13 protein-coding genes are annotated in these 14,004 nt (G+C 73.6%); 8 read left to right on the plus strand and 5 right to left on the minus strand.

Features of this window, described 5'->3' with window-relative positions; translation table 11 throughout:
* Positions 1 to 8 precede the first annotated feature (8 nt).
* Both uvrB and ACIOC0_RS25885 read right to left on the minus strand, forming a co-directional pair.
* Positions 9 to 2,156 (minus strand): excinuclease ABC subunit UvrB, encoded by a 2,148-nt coding sequence (gene uvrB / locus ACIOC0_RS25880; RefSeq protein WP_402157908.1) that lies wholly within the window; start codon positions 2,154 to 2,156, stop codon positions 9 to 11.
* A 40-nt stretch (positions 2,157 to 2,196) separates the two neighbouring features.
* Complete coding sequence (locus tag ACIOC0_RS25885) at positions 2,197 to 3,066, minus strand: MHYT domain-containing protein (protein WP_402157909.1); 870 nt, start codon at positions 3,064 to 3,066, stop codon at positions 2,197 to 2,199.
* 276 nt (positions 3,067 to 3,342) lie between these two features.
* Here ACIOC0_RS25885 and ACIOC0_RS25890 point away from each other — a divergent pair, with 276 nt between their 5' ends.
* From ACIOC0_RS25890 to ACIOC0_RS25910, 5 genes are all read left to right on the plus strand, one after another.
* Entirely contained in the window at positions 3,343 to 4,212 is an 870-nt protein-coding gene (locus ACIOC0_RS25890; protein ID WP_402157911.1) for a glycerophosphodiester phosphodiesterase, read from the plus strand.
* A gap of 62 nt (positions 4,213 to 4,274) precedes the next feature.
* Entirely contained in the window at positions 4,275 to 4,829 is a 555-nt protein-coding gene (locus ACIOC0_RS25895; protein ID WP_402157912.1) for a methylated-DNA--[protein]-cysteine S-methyltransferase, read from the plus strand.
* 122 nt (positions 4,830 to 4,951) lie between these two features.
* Complete coding sequence (locus ACIOC0_RS25900; protein ID WP_402157913.1) at positions 4,952 to 6,229, plus strand: MFS transporter; 1,278 nt, start codon at positions 4,952 to 4,954, stop codon at positions 6,227 to 6,229.
* 496 nt (positions 6,230 to 6,725) lie between these two features.
* On the plus strand, positions 6,726 to 7,634 hold the full coding sequence (locus tag ACIOC0_RS25905; RefSeq protein WP_402157915.1) for a pseudouridine-5'-phosphate glycosidase: 909 nt from the start codon (positions 6,726 to 6,728) through the stop codon (positions 7,632 to 7,634).
* On the plus strand, positions 7,619 to 8,650 hold the full coding sequence (locus ACIOC0_RS25910) for a carbohydrate kinase family protein (protein WP_402157917.1): 1,032 nt from the start codon (positions 7,619 to 7,621) through the stop codon (positions 8,648 to 8,650). Before ACIOC0_RS25905 ends, ACIOC0_RS25910 begins: the two co-directional genes overlap by 16 nt.
* Before the next feature lie 48 nt (positions 8,651 to 8,698).
* Here ACIOC0_RS25910 and ACIOC0_RS25915 read toward each other — a convergent pair whose 3' ends face one another.
* The 3 genes from ACIOC0_RS25915 to ACIOC0_RS25925 all read right to left on the minus strand — a co-directional run bounded on the left by ACIOC0_RS25915 (position 8,699) and on the right by ACIOC0_RS25925 (position 10,845).
* The gene (locus ACIOC0_RS25915; protein ID WP_402157918.1) at positions 8,699 to 9,493 is read right to left on the minus strand and encodes a methyltransferase domain-containing protein; all 795 of its coding nucleotides are present in this window, start codon (positions 9,491 to 9,493) and stop codon (positions 8,699 to 8,701) included.
* A gap of 127 nt (positions 9,494 to 9,620) precedes the next feature.
* The gene (locus ACIOC0_RS25920; protein WP_402157919.1) at positions 9,621 to 10,055 is read right to left on the minus strand and encodes a CBS domain-containing protein; all 435 of its coding nucleotides are present in this window, start codon (positions 10,053 to 10,055) and stop codon (positions 9,621 to 9,623) included.
* A 157-nt stretch (positions 10,056 to 10,212) separates the two neighbouring features.
* Entirely contained in the window at positions 10,213 to 10,845 is a 633-nt protein-coding gene (locus ACIOC0_RS25925; protein ID WP_402157921.1) for a uridine kinase, read from the minus strand.
* A 157-nt stretch (positions 10,846 to 11,002) separates the two neighbouring features.
* Between ACIOC0_RS25925 and ACIOC0_RS25930 the strand changes: the two genes are divergently transcribed.
* The 3 genes from ACIOC0_RS25930 (at position 11,003) to ACIOC0_RS25940 (ending at position 13,965) form a co-directional block, all read left to right on the plus strand.
* Positions 11,003 to 11,710, plus strand: a complete 708-nt coding sequence (locus ACIOC0_RS25930) for a DUF2293 domain-containing protein (protein ID WP_402157924.1) — start codon at positions 11,003 to 11,005, stop codon at positions 11,708 to 11,710.
* A 133-nt stretch (positions 11,711 to 11,843) separates the two neighbouring features.
* Positions 11,844 to 12,323, plus strand: coding sequence for a DUF1772 domain-containing protein (locus tag ACIOC0_RS25935; protein ID WP_402157925.1), 480 nt, complete (start codon positions 11,844 to 11,846; stop codon positions 12,321 to 12,323).
* A gap of 154 nt (positions 12,324 to 12,477) precedes the next feature.
* On the plus strand, positions 12,478 to 13,965 hold the full coding sequence (locus ACIOC0_RS25940) for a glutamate synthase subunit beta (protein ID WP_402157927.1): 1,488 nt from the start codon (positions 12,478 to 12,480) through the stop codon (positions 13,963 to 13,965).
* Positions 13,966 to 14,004 lie beyond the last annotated feature (39 nt).

Here is a 14,004-nt window from a genome sequence, read left to right on the forward strand (position 1 = left end):
TCGGCCGCTCAGGCCAGGCCGGCCTCCTTCATCTGGCGCAGTTCCTTCTTCATCTCGGCGACCTCGTCGCGCAGCCGGGCCGCGACCTCGAAGTGGAGGTCCGCGGCGGCGGCCCGCATCCGCTCGGTCATCTCCTCGATCTGCTCGGCGAGTTCGGCCGCGGGGCGGTCGGTCGGGACCGTCTCCTTGGCCTTCCCCTTCGCGGACCGGGCGGGCTTCGCCGCCTTCGCGGCCTTGTCGCCGAGGGCGGGCACCGGCGCCTTGGCGCCCCGGCCGTCCTTCTTCGCGCGGTAGCCCGTGCCGAGCAACTGCTCGGTGTCGACCTCCTCGCGGGCGATCTGCGCCACGATGTCGTTGATCTTCTTGCGGAGCGGCTGCGGGTCGATGCCGTTCGCCTTGTTGTAGGCGATCTGCTTCTCCCGGCGGCGGTTGGTCTCCTCGATCGCCCGCTCCATGCCCGGGGTGATCTTGTCGGCGTACATGTGCACCTGACCGGAGACGTTGCGCGCGGCGCGGCCGATGGTCTGGATCAGGGAGGTGCCGGAGCGCAGGAAACCCTCCTTGTCGGCGTCGAGGATCGCCACCAGGGACACCTCGGGCAGGTCGAGGCCCTCGCGCAGCAGGTTGATGCCGACGAGGACGTCGAACTCGCCGGCCCGCAGCTCGCGCAGCAGCTCGATCCGGCGCAGCGTGTCGACGTCGCTGTGCAGATAGCGGACCTGGATGCCGAGTTCGAGGAAGTAGTCGGTGAGGTCCTCGGCCATCTTCTTGGTGAGCGTGGTGACCAGGACGCGTTCGTCCTTCTCCACGCGCGTGCGGATCTCGTGCACCAGGTCGTCGATCTGGCCCTCGGTGGGCTTGACGACGACCTCCGGGTCGACGAGGCCGGTGGGCCGGATGATCTGCTCGACGACGCCGTCCCCGCGGGAGAGCTCGTACTTGCCGGGCGTCGCCGAGAGGTAGACGGTCTGTCCGGTCCGCTCCTGGAACTCCTCCCATTTCAGCGGGCGGTTGTCGAGCGCGGAGGGCAGCCGGAAGCCGTGGTCGACGAGGGTGCGCTTGCGGGAGGCGTCGCCCTCGTACATGGCGCCGATCTGCGGCACGGTGACATGGGACTCGTCGATGACGAGGAGGAAGTCCTCCGGGAAGTAGTCGAGCAGGGTGTTGGGCGGGGAGCCGGGCGAGCGGCCGTCGAAGTGCATCGAGTAGTTCTCCACGCCGGAGCAGCTGCCGATCTGGCGGAGCATCTCGATGTCGTAGGTGGTGCGCATGCGCAGGCGCTGGGCCTCCAGGAGCTTGCCCTGCTTCTCCAGTTCGTCGAGGCGCTCGACGAGTTCCTTCTCGATGTCGTTGACGGCCCGCTCCAGGCGCTCGGGACCGGCGACGTAGTGGGAGGCGGGGAAGACGTACAGCTGGTCGTCGTCGCTGATGATCTCGCCGGTGAGCGGGTGCAGCGTGGACAGCGCCTCGATCTCGTCGCCGAACATCTCGATGCGCACGGCGAGTTCCTCGTAGACCGGGAAGATCTCGATGGTGTCGCCGCGCACCCGGAAGGTGCCGCGGGTGAACGCCAGGTCGTTGCGCGTGTACTGGATGTCCACGAAGCGGCGCAGCAGTTCGTCCCGGTCGATCTCCTCGCCGACCTTCAACCGGACCATGCGGTCCACGTACTCCTGCGGCGTGCCCAGGCCGTAGATGCAGGAGACCGAGGCGACCACGACGACGTCGCGGCGGGTGAGCAGCGAGTTGGTCGCGGAGTGCCGCAGCCGCTCGACCTCCTCGTTGATCGAGGAGTCCTTCTCGATGTAGGTGTCCGACTGCGGGACGTACGCCTCGGGCTGGTAGTAGTCGTAGTACGAGACGAAGTATTCGACGGCGTTGTTCGGCAGCAGCTCGCGGAACTCGTTCGCCAGCTGGGCGGCCAGCGTCTTGTTCGGCGCCATGACGAGCGTGGGGCGCTGGAGCTTCTCGATCATCCACGCGGTGGTGGCGGACTTGCCGGTGCCGGTCGCGCCGAGCAGGACGACGTCCTTCTCGCCGGACTCCACGCGCTTGGCGAGCTCGGCGATGGCAGCGGGCTGGTCGCCGCTGGGCTGGTAGGGACTGACGACCTCGAAAGGCGCCACCGTGCGTTCGATGTGGGAAACGGGCCGCATGCCATCCACCGTACGACCCGGCACTGACAACGGGGTCCGATCAGCGGTTCTGCGGGGTCCTGGACTCGTGGGCGGCCACCTTGCGGCGGGGGCGCTGCGGGGGCCGCTGGGCGGTGTGCACCGGGTGCGCGGGGCGGGCGGGGGCGCCGCGCCCCGTCCGCTCCGGCGCCCGGTCGGGCCTGCCCATCACCATCAGCGGGTCGAACATCACGACGACTCCCGCGAGGCAGAGGAAGGCGAGGGGGCCGATCAGCATCGGCGCGAGCAGGCCGGCCGGTGAGTCGCCCGGCGTGGGTGCGCCGGCGGTGTGCAGGTGGACGCTGAGGGCGGCCATGCCGGTGTAGTGCATGCCGGTCACGGCCAGTCCCATGACGAGGCTCGCGCCGACGCTCCACAGGAAGCCCCTGACCTGTCCGGCGGCCCACAGGGCGGCGGTGGCGGCGGCCATGGCTATGGCGACGGAGAGCGCCACGGTCAGCGTGTTGTACTCGAACCGGCCGTTGAAGCGCATCCCCGCCATGCCCAGGTAGTGCATGGAGGCGATGCCCAGTCCGGTGATGGTGCCACCGGTGAACAGCGCGGTCCCGGTCGCGCCCCGGTAGCCGACGATGAAGATCCCGACGCCCACCATGATGACCGCGACGCCCAGGCTGGCGTAGGTCATCGGCTTGTCGTAGTGGATGGGGGCGCCCGCCACCGAGAAGCCCATCATGGCGATGAAGTGCATGGTCCAGATGCCGGAGCCGATCGCCGCCGCGCCCAGGGCGAGCCACCCGGGGCGCCAGGACTGGGTCACGAGCAGGGCTCTGGTCGTGCAGCGCAGGCCGAGCGCACCGCCGAGGCAGGCCATGAGGTAGGCCACCAGCGGTGTGACGAGTCCGTAGCTGAATCCGTCGACCGTGCCGTGCATGCGCGGTTGCCCTTCCGCCCTGTTGCTGGACTTCCTGAAGCGCGCCCCTTCCCAGATCCGCGCGAGCGGCCGGGGATGACGCAGAAAGTATGACCCCCACCGCAATGGTCGAACGATTTTCCGGCAAAGAATCACGTCCTTGCCCCACTTGTGCGGCCCTGGTGAGCGGGCCGGGACGCCGTCTTCCCTTCTGCGGGCATCCTGAACCGCCGCCGCCGATGACTCTCCGCTGCCACAGTGGTGCTGAACGTGACAGCTTGATGCGAGGAGTCCGCAATGCACGCGCGCGCAGTCGCCCCGGCCACCGCGCTCCTGGGCGCCGTCGCCCTCCTGCTCCCCGTCGTCGACGCCCCCGCGGCCGCCGGCGCCCGGCCCGCCCTGATCGCCCACCGGGGTGCGTCCGCCCGGGCCCCGGAGAACACCCTCGCCGCCGTCGACGCGGCGGCCGGGCTGGGCGTGGCGTGGGTGGAGAACGACGTGCAGCGCACCAAGGACGGTGAGCTCGTCGTCGTCCACGACGAGAGCCTGAGCCGGACCACCGACGTCGAGGAGGTCTTTCCCGGGCGTTCCCCCTGGAAGGTGAAGGACTTCACGGCTGCCGAGATCGCGCGGCTCGACGCGGGCAGCTGGTTCGGGCCCGCGTACGCGGGCACGCGCGTGCCGACTCTGACGCAGTACGTCCGCCGTGTGGAGCGCCACCACCAGAAGCTGCTCCTGGAGATCAAGAACCCGGAGCTGTATCCGGGGATCGAACAGCAGACCCTCAAGGTGCTCGGCGACGAGGGCTGGCTCGACCGGGGGCACGTGCGTGGCCGGCTGATCGTGCAGAGCTTCAGCGCGGACAGTCTCCGTGCCGTCCACGACCTCGACCCGGCGGTGACGACCGGGCTGCTCGGCAGACCGGCGGTGAAGGACCTGCCGGACTGCGCCCGCTTCGCCGACCTGGTCAACCCCTCGCACGTCTCCCTCTCGCCGGAGTACGTCGCCGCCGTGCACGCGACGGCCGGGCCGCACGGCAGGCCGTTGAGGATCTTCGTCTGGACCGTCGACGACGCCGCCCTCGCCCGCAGCTTGGCCGGTTACGGCGTCGACGGCCTCATCACCGACAAGCCCGACGTGGTGCGGCAGGCGCTGGCCTCTCCCTGAGGCCCGCCCCCGCGGCCGGGCGCCCGGGGTGCGTTGTCAGTGGCGGGTCGTACGGTGGGCGCATGGACAGCCAGGAGCACAATGAGCAGCGCGTCGTGTGGACCGTCGTCGGCACCGGCATCGGTCCGCTGCTGCTGGCCGCGACCGACGAGGGGCTGGTCAACGTCGTCTTCCACGCCGCCGACGCGGTGCGGGAGCGGGCGCTCCGCCGTCTCGCGGACCGGCTGGGCGCGGAGCCCGTCGAGGCGCCCGCCTCCTCCCTGCTGGCGGAGGCGGCATCTCAGGTGGAGGCCTATTTCGCGGGTGCGCGCAAGGACTTCGAGCTGCCGTTGGACTGGTCGTTGATCTCCGGCTTCCACCGGCAGGTGCTGCGCGAGCTGGCCGCCGGCGTGCCGTACGGAGCGGTGGTGGGATACGGCGAGCTGGCGAGACGGGTGGGGCAGCCGGGGGCCGCGCAGGCGGTGGGGCTGGCGATGGGCGCCAACCCCCTTCCCGTGGTGGTGCCCTGTCACCGGGTCGTGGAGAGCGACGGCGGGATCGGCGGGTTCGGGGGCGGACTGGAGGCCAAGCGCAAGCTGCTCGCGCTGGAGGGGGTGCTGCCCGAGCCGCTGTTCTGAGGCCGCGGGATGGGCGGGAAGGAAGGCAAGGGGGACACTGCGCCAGTGACCATTGATGACACGCACGCGTATCCGACGGGCCAGGGGCCGGCCCGGTCCAGCGAACGCCTCCGCCGGGCCGGGTGGACGTCGTGACCGCTGTGGAGGGGACCGTCCCGGCCGTCAGCGCGGAGCTGCTGCCCGCGCTGCGGCGCCGCACGACCGCGGTGCTGGTCGCCGGTCAGATCCTCGGCGGGCTGGGCGTCGCCACCGGCATCGCGCTGTCCGCGGTGCTGGCCCAGGAGGTGAGCGGCACCGACGCGCTGTCCGGACTCGCGGCCACCTCGACCGTCGCCGGCACGGCCGTGCTGTCGGTGCCGCTGGCCGCGTTGATGACCGCGCGGGGCCGCAGGCCCGGGTTGGTGCTGGCCTATCTCGTGGGCGCGCTGGGCGGCGGTCTCGTCGTGCTGGCGGCCCGGATCGGGAGCTTCCCGCTGCTGCTGTGCGGGATGGCCGCCTTCGGCGCGGCGTCGGCGGCGAACCTCCAGGCCCGGTACGCGGCCGCCGACCTGGCGGAGCCGGACCGGCGGGCCCGGGCCATCTCGCTCGTCGTGTGGGCGACCACCGTCGGCGCGGTTCTGGGCCCGAACATCGCCGCGCCCGCCGGCCGCAGCGTCTCCGCCCTGGGGATACCCGCGGCGGCGGGACCGTTCCTGTGGGCGGCCGGGATCTTCCTGGTCTCGGCGGTGGTGATCGGGGTCCTGCTGCGCCCGGATCCCCTGCTGACGGCACGCGCGCTCGCGCCCGAGGAGGAGCGGTCGGCCGAGGCCCGTTCCCTGCGCGCGGGGCTGTCCGCGGTGGTCGCCTCACCGCTCGCGCGGCTCGCGCTGGTGACGGTCGCCGTGTCCCACACGGCGATGGTGTCGGTCATGTCGATGACCCCGGTCGCCCTCGCCCACCACGGTGCCGGCATCGACCTGATCGGGCTGGTCATCAGCGTGCACATCGCGGGCATGTACGCGTTCTCCCCGCTGATGGGACGGCTGGCGGACCGGGTGGGGCGGCTGTCCGTCACGGGGCTGGCGGCCGGGCTGCTGGCCTGCGCGCTGTTCCTGTCCGGCACGGCGGGCGGCAGCCACGGGCAGACCGCCGCGGGACTCTTCGTGCTCGGCCTGGGCTGGTCGGCCGGGCTGGTCTCCGGGTCGGCGCTGCTCACCGACGCCGTGCCGCAACCCGCACGGGCCGCCGCACAGGGCTTGTCCGACCTCGTCATGAACGCCTCGGCGGGCATCGGCGGAGCGGTCGCCGGCCTGGTGGTCGCCCGGGCGAGCTACGGATGGCTGAACCTCGCGGCGGCGTGCCTGCTCCTCCCGCTGGCCGCGCTGGCGCTGTTCACACGGGGCACGGTCCGGCGGGCGTAGCGCCGGGCCTCGGCTGGCCGGTCGTACGCCTCGGGCCGATGGCGTCGGCCATGCGCCGGGGCCGGTCGCGCCGGTCGTAGGTCGCGGGCCGGCGCCGTCCGTCATGCGCCCGGGCCGGTCGCGCCGGTCATCTGCGTCCCCGGCGGGTGCCGCCGATCATGCGTTCCGGCGCGGTGGCGTCGGTCATGCGTCGCGGGCCGGTGCCGCCGGTCATGCGCACGGGCCGATCGAGCCGGTCGAATGCGTCCCGAGCGGGTGGCGTCGGTCATGCGTCGCGGGCGGCTGACGTCGGTCATGCACCGGGCCGGTCGCGCGCCGGTCATCTGTGGCCGCTGCGGGTGCCGCCGATCATGCGTTCCGACGCGGTGTCGCCGGTCATGCGTCGCGGGCCGGTGGCGTCGCTGACAGGGCGCGGGGGTTTGATCGGGCGCCCCGCCCGCCAGAGATCCAAAGACGAGGCTGGACCGGGCAGGAGCGATCGACGGGAGGCCGGCTCGTGGTGCTGGTGGTGTCGGAAGAGGTGCGGGAGGCGCTCGACGCGCGTCGCCCCGTGGTGGCCCTGGAGTCCACGATCATCGCCCATGGGCTGCCGCGCCCACGCAACCTGCAGGTGGCGCGGGAGCTGGAGGCGGTGGTGCGCGCGGAGGGCGCCGTGCCGGCGACGATCGCCGTGCTGGACGGGAGTCCCCATGTCGGCCTGGCCAAGGAGCAGTTGGAGCGGGTCGCCAACGAGGACGGCATCCGCAAGCTGGGCCACCGCGACCTGCCGCTCGCGGTCGCCTCCGGGGCGAGCGGGGCGACCACCGTCTCGGCGACGGCCCTGCTGGCCGCCCTGGCGGGCGTCCGGGTGTTCGCCACGGGCGGGCTCGGCGGGGTGCACCGGGAGTGGACGGCGACCCAGGACGAGTCGGCCGACCTCGGCCTGCTGGCGCGCACACGGATCACGGTCGTGTGCGCGGGCGTGAAGTCGATCCTGGACGTGCCGGCGACCCTGCAGCGCCTGGAGACGCTGGGAGTCGCCGTGGCCGGGTACGGCACGGACCGCTTCCCCGGGTTCTACCTGTCCGACTCGGGTCATCCCGTGGACTGGAGGCTGGAGAGCCCTGCGCAGGTGGCGGACGTGATGCGCGCGCAGGACGAGGTCGGCGGCCCCGAGTCGGCGCTGATCGTGGCGAACCCCGTGCCCGAGGCGGAGCAGCTCGATCCCGGTCTGCACGCGCGTGTGCTGGCCGACGCGCTGCACGCGTGCGAGGTGGAGGGCGTCACCGGTCAGGGCGTCACCCCGTTCCTGCTCGACTACCTGGTCCGGCACACCGACGGCGCGTCCCTGAGCGCCAACCTGGCGGCGGTGCGCGGGAACGTGCGGCTGGCCGGGCGGATCGCGTCGGCATGGGCCGGGGTGTGAGCGTGGGGCCCGGCGGGGCGGCACCCGACGCCACCGGCCGGGGCGGACGCCGTGAGGGCGGGGCGCTGCTGGTCGTCGGGGACGTCGTGACGGACGTCGTCGCACGGCACCGCGGGCCGCTGGCCTCGGGCACCGACACGGCCTCCATGATCCGGACCCTGCCGGGCGGGGCGGGCGCCAACGTGGCGTGCTGGGCGGCGCACCGGGGGTGCGCGGACGTGCGGCTGCTCGGCAGGGTGGGGGCGGACGGGGCGGCCTGGCACGAGCGGGAGCTGATCGCCTGCGGGGTGCGGCCCCGGCTCGTCGTCGATTCCGAGGCGACGACGGGGACAGTGATCTGCCTGGTCGACACGGGGGCGGCGGGCGAGCGGACCTTCCTCACCGACAGCGGCGCGTCCCTGCGGCTGGAGCCGGACGACTGGTCGGACGCGCTGCTGGACGGCGTCGGCCGGCTGCATCTGTCGGGGTACCTGCTGTTCTCCGCGTCCGGGCGGGCGATGGTGCGCACGGCGCTGGCGTCGGCACACGCGCGTGGCGTGCCGGTGAGCCTGGACCCGGCGTCGGCTGGGTTCCTGGTGAAGCTCGGCGTGGAGCGTTTCCTGACGCTCGTGCAGGGGGTGGACGTGCTGCTGCCGAGCCATGGCGAGGCCTGTCTGCTGACGGGCCTGTCCGACGGGGCGCAGGCGACGGCCGCGCTGAGCCGCCAGTTCCCGCTGGTGGTGGCGAAGCACGGCGCGGACGGCGCGGTGGTGGCCCGGGGCGGCGCCGTGATCGCCCGCGTTCCCGCCGTCCCGGCCACCCCGTGCGACACCACGGGCGCCGGCGATGCCTTCACGGGCGCGTTCCTCGCCGCCCTGCTCGCCGGGGCCGCCCCCGGCGACGCGGCTGCCGAGGGCTGCGAGGCGGGCGCTCATGCGGTGGAACGCGTGGGCGGCAGACCGCCCACGCCCGGCGACCACGCGACCCCGAGGGCGGCCGGGGCGGCGCCGAGGGCGGGCAGGACGGTCACCGGCTGAAGCGCCCGCGGCCCGCCTGCTCACCGGCCGCGTCCGGGCCTGGGCGGGCTACCCCTTCCGCCCCCACGCGGAGATCATCGGCGCCGTGGCCAGGTCCATACCGCCGGCGGCGACGTTGGCGAGGTGGCGGTCGATCTCCTGGTCGGTGGCGATGCCTGCGGTGACGAGGTCGGCGCGGATCTGCCGGACCGTCGCCGACTCCAGAGCCGCGCAGGCGGGCGAGGTGAGCGGGAAGTAGGCGTCGGCCTCGACCTGTTGCAGCCCGGCCTCGCGCAGGAGGCGGGGCAGCTTGCGGCCGTAGGAGAGGTCGGCACCCCTGTGTTGCAGCAGCGAGCGGAACCCGTGCCGCAGCCGGTTGGCGAGCTGCTGCTCGGGGCCGTGCTCGTCGGGGGACAGCAGAGGCTGCAGGGCGGGGTCGGCGTCCTCCAGCAGGAGCCGTCCGCCGGGACGCAGCGCCTTGACCATCGAGCGCAACGCCCGCTCCCGCTCGGGCACATGGACGAGCACGAGCCGGGCGTGCACCAGGTCGAAGCCCTCGCCCGGCGGCTCCTCGGCGCCGACGTCGTGCACGCGCGCCTCCACCGGCGGACGGACGGCGGGCGTCAGCCGGGAGATGTCGATGTCGGTGGCGACGACCTTGCCGGTCGGGCCGACCTTCTTGGCCAGCCAGGACACCACGGACACGCCGCCCGCGCCGACCTCCCAGCAGCGCCAGCCCGGTCCGACGCCGAGCCCTTCGAGGTGCCGGAACGTCGTGGGGTCGAAGAGCGTGGCGAAGGCCTCGAAGCGTTCCCCCGCCTCGTCACGTCGGTTGTCGAGGAGATACCCGTCGGTTCGCGTCATGCGGCGATCATCGCAGCCGACCGGGCCGTCCGCCGGGGTCGACGCGGCCGGGTCGCCCAGGCCCCGGGACCGGCCGGCGGTGAGCCGACGGCCGGTCACCGAGGGCCGGCGCCGTGCGCACGGCAGGTCATTCAGGGCCCGTGCCGGTCCTGGCGTAGACGCTCTCAGCCCAGGACGCCATCTGGTCGTCGGTGAGGTGCTGGGCGAGGTCGGCCTCGCTGATCATGCCCACGAGGCGCTTGTCCGCGATGACGGGCAGCCTGCGGATCTGGTGGTCCCGCATCTCCCGGAGGACCTCGTCGACTTCGGCGTCGGCGTCGATCCAGCGCGGGGTGCCGTGGGCCATCTGCCCGGCGGTGACCTTGGCGGGGTTGTGGCCCATGGCCACGCAGCCCACGACGATGTCCCGGTCGGTGAGGATGCCGCAGAGCCGCTCGTTCTCGTCGCTGATGGGCAGGGCGCCGACGTTCAGCTCGCGCATCAACTGGGCGGCGCGGTCGAGGGTCTCGTGGGCGGGGATCCACTGGGCGCCCCGGTGCATGATCTGTCCGGCGGTGGTCATGGTGTGCCTCCCGGTGCGGGCGGCCGACGCGACGCGGATCGCGCCGCTCCCGGCGCCCTGGGGTGTCGTTTCGCGGCGTCCTTCGATTCTCACCGGCCGGGTGGAGGGGCGCACCTTCGTTCGGTGGGGGCGGCCCGGAGCGGGCGGCCGGACTGTCTCACCCGTTCCACGCGGGACGGCGTGGATCGTCCGTCCGCACCAGAACGTCGGCCGTGGCGGCCGGATCCGTCTCCTGCTCGTAGCGCTCGAAGGCGGGGAGCGTCCAGTGGTCGGCCTCGGGGGTGCGGCGGCGCAGGGCGCCCGGGGAGAGGAGGAGGTGGACGGTCAGGTCGAAGGGGAACCAGTGCCGCAGAAGCAGGGGACCGTGCAGCAACAGGACGCCGCCGGGCGGGAGTCGGACGTAGTCGCTGCGGGTGGCGCGGTCGGAGACGGGGTCCCGGAGGTCGGGCAGGATCCGGCCGTCCCCGCCGGCTTCGAGCGGCCCGAACACCTCGCGCCACAGCGCGCCGGTGTCGAACCACCCGTCGTAGTAGGCCTCCACGTCCTGGTGGCCGTACTCCAGGCGGAGCGAGGCGGCGCGCAGGAAGCCGTGCGTGTCGACCACCCGGGACGGCCGGCCGCGTACGCGCAGGGCTTCGGCGACCCGCTCGGCGAGGTCCCCCGGGCGGGCCGCCGGGGCGCCGTCGAAGGCGACGCGCAGCCAGGGGCTGCCGTCGCCCGGCTCCAGGCCGAGCAGCCGGTCGGCGAGGTGGTCGCCGAGCCGTTCCCAAGTGATCGCTTCGAGTCGCACACGGCCATGATGCGTCAGTCGGGCGTCGCAGCCGACGGCCGGGGCGGGAGAGGGGAGCCGGCCCCGCGACCCGGATCGCCTGCCGCGCGGCCGGGCTCGCCGCGAGGAAGGAACCGGTCGGTGCGCAGTCGGCCTCGCCGCAGGGAAGGAAGCCGGTATGCCGGCTCCCGCACCTCACCCGCCCCGCGGCGGCGGGCTCCTCGTCCTCCAGCCGCTGCGCCGTCGCCACTGTGCGGCCTGCCGGCGCGGGCCGCTGCCGATGCTCGTCCTGGAGGACGGCGCGCCGCGCTGCCTCGGCTGCGCCGATCTGGGGCACCTGGTGTTCCTGCCGCGCGGTGACACGGCGCTGACGCGCAGGTCGCGGGAGGAGAGCACGCTCTCGGCGGTCGTCGTCCGGTTCAACCGGCGCAAGGGGCGCTACGAGCGGCAGGGCGTCCTCGTCGAGGAGGCGGGGCTGGCGCGGGCCGAGGTGCGCTGCCTGGCGGACGCCGAGGCGCGGCGGCGGCGCCGGATGCGCGACGCGCGACTGCGGGCGGCGCGGGACGAGCGGTTCGTGGAGGCGTTCGCGGCGGAGGTGCGGCGGCTGTTCCCCCGCTGTCCGGCCGAGCGGGCGTGGAGCGTCGCCGCGCACGCCTCGGTGCGGGGCAGCGGGAGAGTCGGGCGCACTGCGGCCGGGCGGGCGCTGGCCGAGGGCGCGGTGGTGTCGGCGGTGGTGGCCTCCGTACGGCATCTGGACACGCCGTACGACCGGCTGCTGATGGACGGCGTGCCCCGGCGTGAGGCGCGGCTGCGGATCGCGGCGGAGGTGGTGGCGGTGCTGCGGGCCTGGGGTTGGGAGGGGCGGTTCGGATCCCCCGGGTCCTGAGCGCGCGCCCGGACCCTGCGCGCGCGCCGGACGCCGGCGTACGCGGTCGCGGCTCGGGGCACAGCACGCGGGTTCAGGGTGACGACGGGGCGTGCGGGGTATCGGGCAGCCAGGACGTGGAGGTGGGGTCGACATGATCGATGAGCCGTACTTCGTGCTGACGGTGCTCGGGGTGCTGGGGGCCGGGCTGATGGCGGGCGTGTTCTGCGCTTTCTCCACCTTCGTGATGAGGGGGCTGGCCGCGCTGCCTCCCGCGCAGGGGGTCGCCGCGATGAACGCGGTCAACGCGGCCGCGACGACACCGGCGTTCATGGTCGTCTTCCTCGGTACGGCGGTGCTGTGCGCGATGATCGCGGTGGTGACGTTCGTGCTGTGGCCGGACGAGGGGGCCGTACTGCTGCTGGTGGGCAGCGCGCTGTATCTGTTCGGCTCGTTCGGGGTGACCGTGGTGGCGAACGTGCCCCGCAACGAGACCCTGGCCGGGCTGGAGCCGGGCACCGCGGAGGCGGTCGCGTACTGGCCGACTTACGTGCGGGAGTGGACGGTGTGGAACCACGTCCGCACGGTCGCCTCGGCCGGCGCCGCCCTCGCGTACGTGCTGGCGCTCACCTGAGAGACGGCGCTGTTTCCCGCTGGGTGAGAAAGCGCTGTCAGGGTCCTGCGCTCACCAGGGCCACGACGTATCGTGGCCGCAAGAGCGCAGCCCGAGGACGCGTCGCCGCCTGGAGACGCACGGCTCGCCGCACGCGTACGCAAGGAACACGGCCATGGCCGATCCCAAGGGATTCATGACCACGCCCCGCCAGGACTGGCCTCGCCGGCCCGTCGAGGAGCGGGTCCGGGACTGGGACGAGGTGTACGTCCCCGGAGCGCTGCTCCCCATCATCAGTGAGCAGGCCGACCGCTGCATGGACTGCGGGGTCCCCTTCTGCCACGACGCCTGTCCGCTCGGGAACCTGATCCCCGAATGGAACGACCTGGTGTCGCGCGAGGACTGGCTCGCGGCGAGCGACCGGCTGCACGCGACCAACAACTTCCCCGAGTTCACCGGCCGGCTGTGCCCGGCGCCCTGCGAGGCGGGGTGCGTGCTCGCCATCAACCAGCCCGCGGTGACGATCAAGAACGTCGAGGCGGCCATCGCCGACCGGGCCTGGGCCGAGGGGTTCACGCCCCCGCGGCCCCCGGACCGGCTGTCCGGGCGGACGGTGGCGGTGATCGGCTCGGGCCCCACCGGGCTGGCCGCGGCCCAGCAGCTCACCCGGGCCGGGCACACGGTCGCGGTGTACGAGAAGGACGACCGGCTCGGCGGGCTGATGCGGTACGGCATCCCCGAGTTCAAGATGGAGAAGCACCATCTGGAGCGGCGCATCGGGCAGATGCGCGCCGAGGGGACCAAGTTCCGTACGTCGACGCAGGTAGGGCGCGATGTCATGGCCGCCGATCTGCGGTCCCGCTATGACGCGGTGGTGATCGCCACCGGGGCCACCGCCTGGCGCGAACTGCATGTTCCGGGACGGGAGTTGACCGGCATTCATCAGGCCATGGAGTATCTGCCGCTGGCCAACCGGGTGCGCGAGGGCGATCTGGAGGCGTCCCCGATGTCGGCCGCCGGACGGCACGTGGTGATCGTGGGCGGTGGTGACACCGGGGCGGACTGCCTGGGGACGGCCGTGCGGGAGGGCGCCGCGTCGGTGACCCAGCTGGACATCTACGCCCAGCCGGGCGAGGAGCGCGACGAGGACGCCGATCCCTGGCCCACGTATCCGAAGATCTACCGGCTCTCGGCGGCGCACGAGGAGGCGCGAGATCTTCGGACCGCTCCGGCGGCGGACGCGGACGCGCGCCTGTTCGCCGCGTCCACGCTCCGCTTCAGCGGCGACGAGAGCGGGCACGTCCGCTCGCTGCACCTGGTGGAGGTGGACGCGCGCCGCAGGCCGGTGCGGGGCAGCGAGCGGACGCTCCCCGTCGACCTCGTGCTGCTCGCCCTGGGCTTCTCCGGGCCCGACCGGGAGGACGGGCTCGTCGAGCAGCTGGGGCTGGCCCTGGAGCCGCGCGGCACGATCACACGGGACGCCGGTTTCGCGACGAACGTGCCCGGGGTGTTCGCGGCCGGGGACGCGGCGCGCGGGCAGTCGCTGATCGTCTGGGCCATCGCGGAGGGCCGGGCGGTGGCCGCGGCCGTCGACCGCCATCTGACGGGGAGTTCACGCCTGCCGGCGCCGATCGGGCCGTACGACCGGCCGATGAGCGTCTGAACGGCCGGGCGACGGCGTGCGCCCGCGCACGCCCCCCCC

The sequence above is a fragment of the Streptomyces sp. NPDC088254 genome (assembly GCF_044740925.1).
Classification (GTDB): domain Bacteria; phylum Actinomycetota; class Actinomycetes; order Streptomycetales; family Streptomycetaceae; genus Streptomyces.

Coding starts and splice junctions, on each gene's coding strand:
- ACIOC0_RS25910 (WP_402157917.1), top strand. CDS start 7,619: ATGGGCCGGGGTGTGAGCGTGGGGCCCGGCGGGGCGGCACCCGACGCC.
- ACIOC0_RS25885 (WP_402157909.1), bottom strand. CDS start 3,066: ATGCACGGCACGGTCGACGGATTCAGCTACGGACTCGTCACACCGCTG.
- ACIOC0_RS25935 (WP_402157925.1), top strand. CDS start 11,844: ATGATCGATGAGCCGTACTTCGTGCTGACGGTGCTCGGGGTGCTGGGG.
- ACIOC0_RS25895 (WP_402157912.1), top strand. CDS start 4,275: ATGGACAGCCAGGAGCACAATGAGCAGCGCGTCGTGTGGACCGTCGTC.
- ACIOC0_RS25930 (WP_402157924.1), top strand. CDS start 11,003: ATGCCGGCTCCCGCACCTCACCCGCCCCGCGGCGGCGGGCTCCTCGTC.
- ACIOC0_RS25915 (WP_402157918.1), bottom strand. CDS start 9,493: ATGACGCGAACCGACGGGTATCTCCTCGACAACCGACGTGACGAGGCG.
- ACIOC0_RS25890 (WP_402157911.1), top strand. CDS start 3,343: ATGCACGCGCGCGCAGTCGCCCCGGCCACCGCGCTCCTGGGCGCCGTC.
- uvrB (WP_402157908.1), bottom strand. CDS start 2,156: ATGCGGCCCGTTTCCCACATCGAACGCACGGTGGCGCCTTTCGAGGTC.
- ACIOC0_RS25940 (WP_402157927.1), top strand. CDS start 12,478: ATGGCCGATCCCAAGGGATTCATGACCACGCCCCGCCAGGACTGGCCT.
- ACIOC0_RS25920 (WP_402157919.1), bottom strand. CDS start 10,055: ATGACCACCGCCGGACAGATCATGCACCGGGGCGCCCAGTGGATCCCC.